Below are 13,521 nucleotides of genomic sequence, written 5' to 3' on the forward strand. Positions count from 1 at the left end.
CCACCGGCTATCGCTGCGTACGTGGCCTGATCAGCTTTTTCAATCTACACACCCAGTTCGATACCATGCCGCGGAAAGACGGCGACACCCACACTTATTTCATCTCGTGCAAGGCGGAATTGATTGCGTAACCAACGGTTTTAAAACCCTAGTCGCTATGGCGTTCAAGCACTGCCATAACATAACCGTGGCGATGGCAGTTTCTGTTTTTCTGGCATGGGACTTACTCACAAAACGGAGGTTACACAAATAATGATTCAGGTCAACGACAGCTGTTTTATTGAGCTTAGCAATCTGCACTGTCTGACTCAGTTCGCTGTCCCACATCTGACGTATTTTGATGTCTTGTGCCCTAGCGCACCGAACCGCCACAGTTAACCTCTGATAATGCAGCGGGCAACCAAGCAAACACAGCAATTTTCCCAGTCTGTACCGCTTTAACCTTTAAGACAGGTCATCCATGCCAACTGATTCAAATGCAAACAATCAAGCGCCCCTGCGGGCAGGTTACAACAGTCTGGTACCAGATCCAGACAAATGGCTGCAGTTTGACCATGACCTGATGCTGGCCCGACAACTGCAACGTCAGACAAATCTGAAAACAAACCACCACAGCCTGATGCGCCACTGGTACGCCATCATACAAAAACTGCAGCCAAAACCGCCTCGTTTTAAATAGCCACCCTGCGCCACTACGGGTGTGTCATACAGACTGCATAGGCTGGAAAATATCGTCACGAGATTGTTATAAGTAACGGGGAAGGGTCGCGGCTGCTGTGATAAGGCGTCAAGGCGCGAAGAAACGACTGTCAGCAAATAGTGTGGTACAGACATTGATTTTTGAACAAATTAATCGTTTTTTTAGTCTGCCTCACGCTCAAAGCCGATATATCCCCCCCAACAACGCCTGGCAATTTATCCCCAAACACCAGCCCTGCTTAAACGCCCGCCAATGGCAACGTGATGTAAAAAGTACTGCCTTTGCCTTCAACGCTGTCAAAGCCGATAGTGCCGTGCATCCGGCTCATCAGTTCTTTGCAGATGCTAAGGCCAAGGCCGGTGCCGCCGCGCTGGCGTGAATCCGAGCCGTCGGCCTGGGCAAATTTTTCGAAGATACGCGGGCGAAAATCCTCTGCAATGCCGGGGCCCTGATCACTGACTTTTATCAGCGCCTGTTGGTTGCCACATTGCGCAGAGATTTGCACCATGCTGCCGGCGGCGGAAAACTTCACCGCGTTGCTGATGAGGTTACTCAGCACCTGTTGCAAACGCTGCTGATGCGCCAACACCGCGACAGACTCCGGTAACTGGCTGTCATCAAGAGTCAGATGAACCGAGAAATTGTCGGCGTACCCCTGATTTTGTTGCAGCGCCAGTGTCAGCTGCTGGTGTAAATCCAGCGCCTGCAAGGGCAATATGGTGCCGGCCAGCGCCAGTTTTTCGATATCCAGAATGTCATTAACCAGCGCCGCCAGCCGGTCGGCATTTTGCCGCGCCAGGTCCAGCATTTCAGCCGCAGCAGTCGGCACTGGCCCCAATACGCCGGCGCTGAGCAGTTGCAACGCACCTTTGATTGAGGTCAATGGCGTGCGTAGTTCGTGACTGACAGTGGCAACAAATTCCTGCTTCAGCCGTTCGACTTTTTTGCGCTCACTGATGTCGTGCAGCAGGCAAATGTACCAGGTGCGATCGGGCAGCACATAGTTACTTAAGCTCACCTCCAGTTCGAGCGGGCTTTGGGTTGCACTGAGACCAGTAGTTTCCTGCGGCCGGCCCTGCCAGGCTTGTAATGCGCTGTGATGATGTTGTAAGCCGGGCAAAATAGCCCCAACCTGCAACGCCGAAAATTGCCCGGCACTGTAGCCAAATAACTGCTGCGCCGCCGCATTGGCCCGGTCGATGGTGCCGGACGAGTCGAAAATCAGAATGGCCTCGGCGGCGTTATCCAGAATGCCACTGAGCTCCAGCGTGCGCTGCCGCACCTGCTGGCGTACCTGTTCCGCCCGCCCGGTGACGGACAACAGGAAGCCGCCGAGCAAACTGCACAGCACCAGGCCGCCGGCCAGAATGGCCCAGGGCTGTAGTGTATTTTGACGGCGCAGGAACTGCTCGCTCGGCTGCACCTCAATGCGGAACTGCCGGCCGCCGACATCAATGTCGTCCTGCCACGCCAGCGACAAGGCGGATGCCGGGATAACCGCCGCTTTCATTGACCCGGCAGTACTAAACAGTGGCTGCCCCGGCGCGGTGCTGATATCCAGCACCTGCAGCTGAAAACTATCCGGCGGATAGGCATTAAGCGCCGCCTTAATGACATCGGCTATCTGCAACACCGCCACCACATAACCCCGCAGCAACTGGCGCCGCGTATCAAGAGTTACAGGCGGCTGTTTCGTGCTGTACACCGGATAAAACAATAACATTGCGGTTTTTTGCGCATCGTCCTGGATCAGCTGCAGCGGCGCAGTCAAAGTGGCAGCGCCCTGGTCGCGGGCACGCTGCATCGCGGCCTGACGTGAGGATTCAGAGCCAGCGTCAAAGCCCAGCACTCTGCGGTTTTCCGCCATCGGCTCGATAAACATCACCGGATAATATTCAGGCCTTGGCGCTGCCGGGATCAGCTGCTGGTTGGCCTGACGCTCGCTGATCAGAAAGCCGGTCAGACCGCTGGCCTGCATCGTCGCTTCAAATTGCGGCCGTTCAGCAGCACTGATCCTGACATTCCAGCTGATGGCACGGATCCCCGGGTACTCCCGGACCAGCGGCCCAACAAACACCGCAAAATCCTCAGCTCCGACAGCTTCCGATGTAGCAAACAACCGCTCGGTCGGCCCCACCACAGTGGTGTGCAACGTCATAGCGGCTTTGATGCTTTGCACCAACAGTTTGGCTTCCTCGTGAAAACGCTGCTGCAGGCGGCTTTGTTCGTCGTCACTGGTGCGAAAAAACACCACCACCATCACCACACAGCTCAGTACCAGCGGCAGGCCAACAGTGCCGACGCGGTGGCGCCAAATCTCGCGTGGCGTCGCGAAGGCAATAAACATCAGCGGGGCCGCGATTAACACACCAATACTGTCGCCAATCCACCAGCTCCACCAACTAAACAGCGCCTGGCCCGGCGTAATAATGTGATGGGCGAGCAACACTGCAGTCCCGACGCTGGCACTGAGCAAACAAGTCAGCGGACCGCCGATCAGCAACAAACGCATAATGCTGCGATCTTCCGTCAGCGGATTCGGGAAACCAACCAAACGCCGGATCAACACACAGGCGCACAGACACTGGAGACTGGTCCCCAGGGCGATGCCGGCTGCGACCGGCAGATGCTGCCAGCTCAGCTGCGCCAGACCGGGCACGGCAATCGTCAGATTCAGCAGCATCGAACCGAGAAAAACCCCAAGCAGCAGCGGGTAGCCCCACAGCAGCACTGCCGCCAGCGCCACCCCCACTGGCGGAAAAATCGCGCTGACAAAACCGGGCGGGATCGCCAGCAGCATCGCCAGTTGGCCGGTGACAAAATACGCCAGCGCCAGCAACAGGATTTTCCCGGCAGCGCCGCTGAAAGATCGAATAGAATTCACCTGCATCTGGCTCCAGCCACACAACTGTTCCCAGAATCAACTAAAAGCTAAATTGGCTTTTTGTGCAAGCGCTGATTAGCGGCTGAGACAGCAGAAGCTGCCATAAATCAAAAAACCGGCGGCGACCCGCTCAGCGTCTCAATCCCGACCAAACATTGCCGCGCACAAGCCAGCACCTGCAACCGCAGTTGCTTCAGCTGTGGGCTTTCGGTTTGCCAGTGATGCCAGTACAACGGCGTGTCGAGAAAATAACCCGGTGCCAGGTCAATCAGCTCGCCGTTGGCAAATTGCGTTTGCATTTGCAGCTCTGGCAGCAGGCCAAAACCGAGGCCGGCCAGTACGGCTTTTAAAAAACCTTCCGACGATGGGCACTGATGCACCTGAGTCGGACTGATGCCGGCGATATGGTGCAAAAAGCGGTGCTGCAGCGCATCGTCGCTGCTGAACACCAGGCAAGGTGCTTGCGCTAATGCTTCGGCCGTCAAAGATTGTAAGCCATAACGGCGGATAAACGCCGGGCTCGCCACAGCACGGTAACGCAGCGCACCAAGCGGCATCACAGCGCCGCCATTGACTGGTTGCGGGCTGTCACAGATGCAGGCCATCACGTCGCCTTGTTTCATCCGTTTCAGACTGACAGATTGGTCCTCCACCACCAAATCAAATTGTAACTGCGACGGCGCCGGCAGCACTAAAGCCTGCGGTAACCAGGTGGCAAGCGAGTCGGCGTTGGTGGCCAGCCGCACCTGCAGCGGGCTGTCGGGTTCGGTGAGGCCGAGCGCACTTTCCATTTGCCGTACCTGCTGCAAGTGATTGAGCAAACGCTGACCGGCGGCGGTTGGTTTGGGCGGTGTACTGCGCTGCAACACCGGTTGGCCCAAGATGGCTTCAAGCTGCTTGATGCGCCGGCTGACCGCCGACTGCGTCAGATGCAGCGCAGTGGCCGCTTTGTCAAAACCGCCTTGCGCTGTGACAGCCGCCAGCGCCTGTAATAAACGGTAATCCAGCATGCGATTGCTCCCGGTTTTTCGCCAATTCCGATACGTTATGATTTTTAATCATGCATCACAATTATTATTCGTTAGATTCATTTTAAGCCAGCACTTAAGCTTGGGTTGTGGTCTTCCCCAGCGTGGAGCTTATTGATGTTGTCGTTTTTGACTGGATTTAGTATCGGTTTAAGCCTGATTGTCGCCATCGGCGCGCAGAATATCTGGGTGCTGAGCCAAAGCATGGCCGGTGCCAACCGGCTGGTGATTGCGGCGGTGTGTATTGGCTGCGACGCGCTGCTCATCATCGCTGGCGTCAGCAGTATCGCGACTTTGCAGCAGTGGATCCCGCCACTGGTGCCTCTGCTCACTGCAGCCGGCGTGCTGATGCTGCTGTATCTGGCTTATGGTGCCGCGCAGCGTGCCTGGCAAGGCAGTTCTGGCCTGCTGACCAATAGTGAAGTGCAGCTGCAATCAACCGGTAAAACCGCGCTGACCGCGTTCGCTATCACCTTATTAAACCCACATGTGTATCTGGACACTGTGGTGCTGCTTGGCAGTATCGGCAACGCCCAGCCATCGCCGCTGTGGTTTACCATCGGCGCTTGCCTGGCGTCTTTGTGCTGGTTCGGCGCGCTGACGGGCCTGGCGCCTAAACTGAAACTACTGCTGAGTTCGCCGCAACGCTGGCGGCTGTTTGACAGCACTGTGGCGCTGTTGTTAACGCTCATTGCCGGCAAGCTGGCGCTGTCACAACTGTAATTGAAACTGTAACAGCCGGCATATTCTGTAACCCTTACTCGCTGGTCACGCAGCACAGCTTCACGCAACATCTGAGCGCCAACTTTTAGCAGGAGCTTCAGATGTCTTTGTTTATTCGTACTTTTTCGCGTCGCACCGGCGGCGTTTTTGCTGCCGCGCGCACGGTATGCGCCGGTATCTTCTTTGCGAGTATCGTCAGCGGCAGCGCTTTGGCTGCCAGCACACCCACTACTCAGGTACCCACAGAACAGGCGACAGCAGCCGCGGCACGGCTGGCGCAGCAATATGTTGATGCCACTTCAGGTTTTGATCAGGCTTTGCTGCAGCAAATTCTGGCTGCCGATTTTCAGGAAATTTCGCCGGTTGGCGAAGTAGACTCGAGAGAAAAAGTCATTAGCTTTTATCCGGCAGCAGCGAAGGCCAAAGCGCCACCGGTGACAGCGACGCTGAGCGAACTCAACAGTCAGCTTTATGCCGATCAGCTGGTCATCACGACCGCAAAGCTCACTTACACTTTTGATGGCACGCCACACAGCCGCAGTATGCGCGTGCAGTTTGTCAGCGCCCTGCAACAGGGCCGCTGGCAACTGGTCTCCAGCCAGTTCACCGGCATCCCGGCGCCGAAAAAATAAAGGTTCATCACGGCACCAAGCGCGGACTCAGTTTGCAACAGTTCCGCGCCAACGCCATAACCACCAACACAACGCAATCACAGCCACTAAGCCAGGAGCACTGGCTTCCAGGCCAAAACTGCCGCCGGTCAGCCAGTCCGGGCTGCTGCTATCCATTACCGGATTCAACATCCCCTGCTCAGCCGAACCTGACACGCCAAACCCCAGCACAGTGCCTTGGGTAAAATTGGCCATCAGATGCAGGCCAATCGGCATGGCCAGACTTTTGGTGCGTAAATACGCCAGACCAAACAGCAGCGACGCGATAAAAATATTCACCAATGCCAGATAGTTCCAGCTGTCGCCCTGTTTCAGCGCGGCTGCATGGTTCAGCACAAAATAAGCCGCCATCAGCAACTGCGCCGCAGCACTGCCGACGCCATCGATCAGACGCTGAAACATAAAACCGCGGAAGGTCAGTTCTTCAGTCACCGCTACCCCGACAAACAACAACAGCGCACTTCCTAACAGCGCCGGCGTCAGCCCCTGCCACTGCCAGCTGATTTGCCCAAGCAAGGTGAGTAACAAAGCCGGAACGGCCATCAGGCCGGCACCGAGCAGCAGGCCCAGCCACAGTTGCTGCAACCACTGCCGGTTCAGCGCACCAAACAGCTGTTCCTGCGGTTTGCCATACCAACGTTGGCACAGCAACGACACCACCAGCACCAGCAGCGCCTGCATCCAGGGTTCCAGGCTAAACCTCTGGCTTTGACTGAGCAGCAATAGCGGAAACAAGCCCACCGCCAGCAGCAGAAAAAAGCTGGCGATCCACCAGCCATTACGCAGTTCGCCCTGCGGGTTTTTAAATAAGGTTCTGAACATGCTTGCTCCATGTTACTGCTGTGATCGCCGGATATAACTGCATCAACAGCTGATGACCGCTGCGAGTTGCGGATTAAATGGTTTTGCGGCCTTACCATAACGCGGCGACTGGGCGCTGTCATCCGGCTCTGATAAGCTCAGCGCCAGATGAATCTGAATCCCGGAGTTCGGATGCACAATATCCACGCCAGCCAGCCGTTATCCGGCCCGCTTTGGCCGTTATTACTCAAAGCTGGCCTGACGCTGCTCAAATCGCTGCGGCCTTTTGGCACTGAGCCGCGTGAGTTTTCTCATCAGCTACCGGCACCAACGCTGGCCGAACTTGGCGCGTATCAGCAGTTTTTTGGCTTCACACCTGACATAGTGCCAGTCTGTTTTTATTATCCGTTGCTGCAAAAGGCCCAGCTCGCCAGTATGTTGCAATGTGCGGGTCTGAAAGTGGCGGGTTTAATTCATCTGCACAATAACCTGCAAGCAGCGCAGAACCTGACGCCGGCACAGTTTTGCGCCGGTGGCCCGCTGCAGATCCAGACCCGACTCAGCACTGTCGCACATGCCAAAGGCGTGTTACTGCGGGCGGAGCAACAGCTCTGGCAACAGCAACAGCTGGTGCTGAGCGGCAGCAGCGACTATCTGCTGCACAAAGCGCCGCGGCAAACGGCAAAAGCGGGCGCAGCCACAGCGCAAATCCAGCCCGGGCAACCCCTGTGCGACATCAACACCGCACCGGATGCCCCCAGAGCTTATGCGCGGTTATCCGGCGATTTTAATCCTATTCATTTATGGCGCTGGTCGGCACTGTTGTTTGGTCAGCCGCAACCGATTTTACATGGCATGGCAAGCGCTGCGCTGTTGTGTCAGGCCTTGCCGCAGCCGGTGCAGCAACTGCAGCTGCAATTTAAAACGCCGGTTTTACCCGGTATACCGCTACAACTGACGCAACAAAGCACTGAGCGGAACAGCGCTGAATATGCCTTGTGGCAACAAGGTCGGCTTTGTTTGCTCGCCAGTCTACAATCCTGGCCCAACGGGACGGCAACGCCGGATGCGGACTAATGCTATTCGCCATTGCCGCCAGTTCAGACTGACCGTCTGCTGGCTTTGTATCGTGTTAAGCCCAGTGCCTTCGAATGCAGCGCCGCTGCCCGCAGCCCCTGTGATCACTGCTTTCAGCGCCACAAACTGGCAGCAGCTAAAACAGCAAAGTGAACAATCGCCGCCACTACCCACTATCCCGTTAGCCAGTTATGTCGGCGCCGAGCATTTTTTTCCGGCGTTACCGCTGCAGCCACTGCTAAGCCCGGATGGACGCTGGGTCTATTACTGGCGCCGGCAAGGCCAGCAATACTGGCTGAGTCGCAGTCAGGGTGATGGTGAGGAGCAGGTGCTGCATAAACAGCGCGATGTACCGCCGACACAGCTGATGTTAAGCGAAGATCAGCAACAGCTGTGGCTGGCCGCGCCTGACCTGCTGCAGTTGCTCGACATCCGGCGCAAAACCTTGCGCACGCTGTGGCAACCCGGTTTTGCCCTGCCTGGCCAGAAACAAATCCCACCGCGGCATCAGATGCAAGTGATTGAACTCAATGCCGCCGGTGCCGTATTGCAGTGGCAGCAAACCAGTCCCAGCTATTGGTGGCTAAAACCCAACCATGCAGCACAACAAATCTGGCCGGCAACAAGCAGCAGTCAGTCGTCCGCAGAGCCGCGCCCGGCCTGGCAAGACGCTGCCGGTAAAATGCTGTTGCTGCAGCAAAGCTCCCGGCAAATCCCAAAGCAAATACCTGACGATATCGCAAAGACACCGGCCAAAGGCCTGCAGCCAGACATCAGCCGGCAGCTGCAAAGTGCCGACGGTAAAGTGCTGGCGAGCGCGCGGTTATATCAGCGGCTCTTTTGGCAAAGTACAGACCCTGCCTGGCAGGCGCTGCTGGACCAGTTGCAGGTGATACAGCCCTCCTGTTCGATGCAGCTACAAACCGCAGCGGCGCTGAAAAAATTATTAGTCAGTTATGCCTGCAGCGATCAGATCAATGCGCAGCATTGGCTGCTGACGCTGGACCAGAACAGGCAAATCCAGCAGCGTCTGCAGCTGCAACTGAGTGCCACAGCACCGCTGCCAGATGGCATGTCACCACAGCAAGTGGCCTGGCAGGCGCCGGATGGCAAAACCATCCCCGGCTATCTGTATCTGCCACCGGGCCGTGACCTGGCGAAAAGCCCGCTGGTGACACTGATTCATGGCGGGCCTTTTAGCCGTACCGACCCGGCGTATGACGTGTGGGTGCAATGGCTGGTCAAGCACGGCGCTATTGTGCTGCAGCCGGACTACCGCAGCTCGGCCGGTTACGGCCAGGCCTTTTTGCAGGCCGCGCAAGGTGATTTTGGCCCAGACAACCTGCTACTCAGCGATATCTTCAGTGGTCTCGATCAATTATTGGCAAACGGCATTGGCGACCCGGCGCAGCAGCTGGTGATTGGCCATTCTTTTGGTGGTTATCTCGCGATCCAGGTGCTGCAGGCCCAGCCGCAGCGCTTTCGGTTTGGCCTGGCGCTGGCGGCGCCGGTGGATTTGGCCGCCACCTTGCAAGCTTATCTGCCATTCGCCACCACACCTTTTGGTCAGCCAAGTCTCAGTGCATTATTTCACGCCGCCGGTGTGCCCTGGCAAGACCGGCACTGGCAACAACAGCTCAGTACAGAATCACCGCTGACTCGCATTAATTTTCTGCAGCGCCCGCTGTATCTGTGGGCCGCGGGCCGCGACGACCGTGTTTCAGCAACAGCCTTACAGCAGTTCCAGCAACAGGCGCTTGTGCAGAGCAAAACCGTGCGGCTGTGGCTGGACCCGGACAGCGGTCATCAGGCCGGCACGCTGCAAAGCCGCCGCCTGCAGTTTTATCTGATGGCCAGTCTGGTGGTCAGTCACTTGCCTGCACCACCCAACAACGTTGCCCCGCCGCCAGCGGCTGAGACATTAAACCAGGATCTGGATAGTCTCGACAACGCTTTGCAGGCGTTGGAAGTCCGGCCAGTAACGGCTGGAAATTAACTTTTATTTAACTAAACTCAAAAGCCAGACACAAAAACCACCGGCGGTCAGGACGACTAACGGAACACTTGGCTTCAGAGGGACCTGCCCATGCGATATCCGCCTGTTACTTTACTCATCTCTGCGCTTTTTACTGCCTTTAGCCACCCACTGCTGTTTGGTCTGCTGCTCAGTTTTAGCCTCCCCGCGCCGGCCCAGATTGAACAGTTCAGCGTCGCCCAGTGTGCACAGCTGGAAGCCGCACTGGAATTGAACCGCGAACAACAACGCCGCGGTTATAAACTCAAACAGGAACTGAAAATCAAAGCGCAGCAAGCGCAACTTGAACTGCAGATGCAGTATCACTGTCAGCAGCCGCTGGACGTTACAACACCGCAGCGCCGGCGCGCTAAAGCTGATAGAAAAACGCCGCGACCAGCCGTTCAGGCCAGCAATCAGGCGAAAAGTCAGACCAAGATTCAGGCAAGCACCCGAGGCAAAAACCCGTCAGACGCCGGAATGACCATCTCGGTGATCAGCGTCAAAGCGCCTTTTCAGGGCGCCAAACAACTCGCGTGGCTGAATTATTATCAGCCGCCGTTTTATTGTTTTGGCGTACGCCACACCGAACGCATTCGCCAGTGTGTGGAACAGCGTCAGCAAGCGCAGCAACGTTTTGACAAGCAGTATAGCGAGCGACACCCCAGCCAACCCAATAACTTGTCTGACCAGTAACAGTCGGATATGCTGTGGCTTGGTTTTTCTGTTTTTTGCGGAGTCACAATGCGCGTCACACTCAAACAAGCCCAGCGCATGTTGTTTTGGTTCGGTCTGCGGTATATCCCGCTGATTGGTTTTTGCAGCCCGAAGATCCGCGAAATGTCGGACACGCATCTCGCGGTCAGCATGCCGCATACCTGGCGTACGAAAAACCATCTCGGTAGTATTTATTTTGGCGCGCTGGCGATTGGCGCCGACTTGGCCGGTGCCTTTCTGGTGTTCAGCAAAGCGCGGGAACGCGGTATCAATGCCAATTTTGCCTTTAAAGATGTCAAAGGCGAATTTTTAAAACGGCCGGAAGCAGAAGTCTGGTTTCGTAGTAACGATGGTGCCCTCATCGATGCGATGATGGACGAATCTATCGCGACCGGGCAACGGATCAATAAAACCGTAAGTATCACAGTGACCTGCCCATCCTTGCATGGCGACGAACCGATGGCCAAATTTGAACTGACCCTGTCGGTCAAAGCAACGCGGAAAAAGTAAAGCGGAAAAAGTAACGCGAAAAAAATAACCAAATGCCGGCTCAGCCGGCCGTGTGGCGTGGCTGCAAACCGGCGATTTGCGGCATCACCTCGCGGATAAACTGCATAAAATGCCGAAGCCGCGCCGGATAATAACGGGCATAAGGGTACACCAGATACACCGGCAGTGGTGACGCCTGCCACTGCGGAAACACCGCCTGCAACGCGCCGTTTTCCAGTTCCTGACTGACCACCCAACGCGACACCAAAGCTGCACCAAGACCAGCTTTGGCCGCGTCGCGGATCACATATAAATTGTCAGAGCTGAGCCTGGGTTTAATTGCAAACCGCACCGTCTCAGCCTGATCCAACCGATTTAAACACACTTCCCGACGATAATAGGTACTGAACGCCAGCCAGGGCAGTTGCGCCAAATCACCGACCTGCTGCAGTGGCGGACTCGCCGCCAGCAACGCCGGTGCCGCCACCACCAGTCTTGGCACTTCGGCCAGCAACACCGCCACCAGCGATGGGTCCGTTACCGGGCCGACATGAATAGCACAATCGACCTGCTCGGCCAGAAAATCCGGCGCCTGATCATTGAGGCTCCAGTCGATGTGTAACTCCGGCCACTGCGCCAGATACGCCAGCAAAGGCGCCAGCAACTGTTCGCGGCCAAACGCATGCGGCGCCCGCACCCGCAATGAACCGGACGGCGTCGCCGAGCGCACGTTGAGATCATCGGTCAGCGCCTGCCAGTCTTGCAGCAGCTGCCGTGCCCGCTGATAACAACGCTCGCCTTCGTCAGTCAGCTTCAACTGGTGGGTCGTGCGTAATAACAGCCGGCAATCCAGCAACTGCTCCAGACTGCGCAGCCGCCGGCTGACCGTCGGCTGACTGGTGCCCAACTGCCGCGCCGCCGCCGAAAAACTACCGGTTTCGACAATCCGCACCAGGGTTTGCAGCAGCTCTATTCTGTCTACGCTAAAAATTTCGGCTTTGCTCATACTGATAACGTATAGCAGTTGTGCCAGCCAGGCAACTACCCCCGTGATGCCCAACCCTTTAGCATGCAGCCCATTCGCAGGCATACCCTGTTTTTGGAGGCTCTGATGCAGAGCATTGCTACGACCGACCCCGTGCCAACGGCGGCCTTGCCAGCTTTATCCTTTGGCAAACTGCTGGCGCTGGCCGGCGCCACCGGCAGCAGCGTGGCGGCGATTTATTACAGCCAGCCGATTTTACCGCTCATCAGCGCTGAGCTTGGCAGTTCAGTCCGGCAAATCAGTCTGGTGCCCACCCTGACCCAATTTGGCTACGCCCTTGGCATTTTATTGCTGGTGCCGCTCGGCGACCGGTTTAACCGGCGTAACCTGATCTTGGGCAAAAGTTTGCTGCTGGCGCTGGCACTATTGGCTTTTAGCTTCAGCAGCGGACTGCAGGGCTTGTTGATACTCAGTTTGTTGATTGGCCTGCTGGCCACAGTGGCGCAGGACATAGTGCCGGCGGTGGCGGCCTTGTCTGATCCGGCGCGGCGCGGCCGCACGGTCGGCACTGTGATGACCGGGCTGTTGCTCGGCATTTTATTGTCCAGAACCGTCAGCGGCCTGATCAGTGCCTGGGACGGATGGCGTCTGCTGTATCAGCTGGCTGCACTGAGTATTTTGGCCAGTGGTGCGCTGGCCTGGGCCATGCTGCCGGCGTTGCCCGGTGATCGCAGCCTCAGTTATGGCCGGTTAATGAGCTCGATGTGGAGCCTGTGGCGGCAATATCCGGCGCTGCGTCGGGCTGCACGGGCCCAAGCGCTGTTTTCTGTTGGCTTTGCCGCCTTCTGGTCGACACTGGCATTGCTGCTGGCCGACCAGTTTCAGCTCGGTAGCGCCGTTGCCGGTGCTTTTGGCCTGGCCGGCGCTGCCGGTGCGCTCGCGGCACCGCTGGCGGGTGCCGCCGCCGACCGCCAAGGCGCAGGCAAAGTGACTTTATGGGCCGGTTTGCTCAGCGCCATCAGCTTTTTGCTGATGTATGCGGTCAGCTGGCTGCCGGCCAGTCTGGCGCTGCCATTATTGGTGCTGACCGTGATTGGTTTTGACCTCGGCGTGCAGACGGCGCTGATCGCTCATCAGTCTATTGTCTACAGTCTGGACCCGGCTGCCCGCAGCCGGCTGAATGCGTTGCTGGTCAGCTGGATGTTTGTCGGCATGGCTAGCGGATCTGCCGGCGCCGGTTTGTTATACAGTCTGGCCGGTTTTCCGGCAGTGATTAGTCTGGCGCTCATCGCCACCCTGGCCGGCGTCTGGCTGCGGTTTGTGGTCCGCCAGCAGCGCTGACGGGCCTTCGCTGCCGCGGGCGGGCACTTGCATCAATTGCAGCCCGCAGCAGTTCTGCGTACACTGCGGTTTTTGTTGGCAGAGCCCGTTT

Annotated in this window: 11 protein-coding genes; 7 read left to right on the forward strand and 4 right to left on the reverse strand. The window is 57.1% G+C overall.

The annotated features are described in order from the left end of the window. Positions 1-938 precede the first annotated feature (938 nt). Together ABNT34_RS08820 and ABNT34_RS08825 are read right to left on the reverse strand one after the other, a co-directional pair. The gene (locus tag ABNT34_RS08820; protein WP_348730729.1) at positions 939-3,584 is read right to left on the reverse strand and encodes a CHASE domain-containing protein; all 2,646 of its coding nucleotides are present in this window, start codon (positions 3,582-3,584) and stop codon (positions 939-941) included. A gap of 107 nt (positions 3,585-3,691) precedes the next feature. After that, positions 3,692-4,594 carry a LysR family transcriptional regulator ArgP gene (locus ABNT34_RS08825; RefSeq protein WP_348730731.1) on the reverse strand — a complete coding sequence of 301 codons (903 nt, stop codon included), beginning with the start codon at positions 4,592-4,594 and terminating at the stop codon, positions 3,692-3,694. A gap of 135 nt (positions 4,595-4,729) precedes the next feature. On the opposite strand from ABNT34_RS08825, the gene ABNT34_RS08830 reads away from it, so the two are divergent. Next, positions 4,730-5,335 carry a LysE family transporter gene (locus ABNT34_RS08830; protein ID WP_348730732.1) on the forward strand — a complete coding sequence of 202 codons (606 nt, stop codon included), beginning with the start codon at positions 4,730-4,732 and terminating at the stop codon, positions 5,333-5,335. Between the two features lie 101 nt (positions 5,336-5,436). Further along, positions 5,437-5,967, forward strand: a complete 531-nt coding sequence (locus ABNT34_RS08835; RefSeq protein ID WP_348730734.1) for a nuclear transport factor 2 family protein — start codon at positions 5,437-5,439, stop codon at positions 5,965-5,967. A gap of 27 nt (positions 5,968-5,994) precedes the next feature. Here ABNT34_RS08835 and ABNT34_RS08840 read toward each other — a convergent pair whose 3' ends face one another. Further along, on the reverse strand, positions 5,995-6,828 hold the full coding sequence (locus ABNT34_RS08840; protein WP_348730736.1) for a type II CAAX endopeptidase family protein: 834 nt from the start codon (positions 6,826-6,828) through the stop codon (positions 5,995-5,997). Between the two features lie 171 nt (positions 6,829-6,999). Here ABNT34_RS08840 and ABNT34_RS08845 point away from each other — a divergent pair, with 171 nt between their 5' ends. From ABNT34_RS08845 to ABNT34_RS08860, 4 genes are all read left to right on the forward strand, one after another. Next, entirely contained in the window at positions 7,000-7,884 is an 885-nt protein-coding gene (locus ABNT34_RS08845; RefSeq protein WP_348730740.1) for a MaoC/PaaZ C-terminal domain-containing protein, read from the forward strand. Beyond that, positions 7,874-9,880 carry an alpha/beta fold hydrolase gene (locus tag ABNT34_RS08850; RefSeq protein ID WP_348730742.1) on the forward strand — a complete coding sequence of 669 codons (2,007 nt, stop codon included), beginning with the start codon at positions 7,874-7,876 and terminating at the stop codon, positions 9,878-9,880. Before ABNT34_RS08845 ends, ABNT34_RS08850 begins: the two co-directional genes overlap by 11 nt. A gap of 90 nt (positions 9,881-9,970) precedes the next feature. Further along, the gene (locus tag ABNT34_RS08855) at positions 9,971-10,594 is read left to right on the forward strand and encodes a hypothetical protein (protein ID WP_348730744.1); all 624 of its coding nucleotides are present in this window, start codon (positions 9,971-9,973) and stop codon (positions 10,592-10,594) included. A gap of 48 nt (positions 10,595-10,642) precedes the next feature. Further along, positions 10,643-11,125: a DUF4442 domain-containing protein gene (locus ABNT34_RS08860; RefSeq protein ID WP_348730745.1), complete on the forward strand. Its 483-nt coding sequence runs from the start codon at positions 10,643-10,645 to the stop codon at positions 11,123-11,125. A gap of 40 nt (positions 11,126-11,165) precedes the next feature. Here the strand turns inward: ABNT34_RS08860 and ABNT34_RS08865 are convergent, their stop codons facing one another. Beyond that, positions 11,166-12,194, reverse strand: coding sequence for a LysR family transcriptional regulator (locus tag ABNT34_RS08865; RefSeq protein WP_348730747.1), 1,029 nt, complete (start codon positions 12,192-12,194; stop codon positions 11,166-11,168). Positions 12,195-12,215: 21 nt separating this feature from the next. Between ABNT34_RS08865 and ABNT34_RS08870 the strand changes: the two genes are divergently transcribed. Continuing rightward, complete coding sequence (locus ABNT34_RS08870; RefSeq protein ID WP_348730749.1) at positions 12,216-13,430, forward strand: MFS transporter; 1,215 nt, start codon at positions 12,216-12,218, stop codon at positions 13,428-13,430. Positions 13,431-13,521: the final 91 nt, after the last annotated feature.

The sequence above is a fragment of the Rheinheimera texasensis genome (assembly GCF_964031785.1).
Taxonomy (GTDB): domain Bacteria; phylum Pseudomonadota; class Gammaproteobacteria; order Enterobacterales; family Alteromonadaceae; genus Pararheinheimera; species Pararheinheimera texasensis_A.

Coding starts and splice junctions, on each gene's coding strand:
- ABNT34_RS08830 (WP_348730732.1), top strand. CDS start 4,730: ATGTTGTCGTTTTTGACTGGATTTAGTATCGGTTTAAGCCTGATTGTC.
- ABNT34_RS08870 (WP_348730749.1), top strand. CDS start 12,216: ATGCAGAGCATTGCTACGACCGACCCCGTGCCAACGGCGGCCTTGCCA.
- ABNT34_RS08860 (WP_348730745.1), top strand. CDS start 10,643: ATGCGCGTCACACTCAAACAAGCCCAGCGCATGTTGTTTTGGTTCGGT.
- ABNT34_RS08825 (WP_348730731.1), bottom strand. CDS start 4,594: ATGCTGGATTACCGTTTATTACAGGCGCTGGCGGCTGTCACAGCGCAA.
- ABNT34_RS08845 (WP_348730740.1), top strand. CDS start 7,000: ATGCACAATATCCACGCCAGCCAGCCGTTATCCGGCCCGCTTTGGCCG.
- ABNT34_RS08840 (WP_348730736.1), bottom strand. CDS start 6,828: ATGTTCAGAACCTTATTTAAAAACCCGCAGGGCGAACTGCGTAATGGC.
- ABNT34_RS08835 (WP_348730734.1), top strand. CDS start 5,437: ATGTCTTTGTTTATTCGTACTTTTTCGCGTCGCACCGGCGGCGTTTTT.
- ABNT34_RS08850 (WP_348730742.1), top strand. CDS start 7,874: ATGCGGACTAATGCTATTCGCCATTGCCGCCAGTTCAGACTGACCGTC.
- ABNT34_RS08855 (WP_348730744.1), top strand. CDS start 9,971: ATGCGATATCCGCCTGTTACTTTACTCATCTCTGCGCTTTTTACTGCC.
- ABNT34_RS08865 (WP_348730747.1), bottom strand. CDS start 12,194: ATGCCTGCGAATGGGCTGCATGCTAAAGGGTTGGGCATCACGGGGGTA.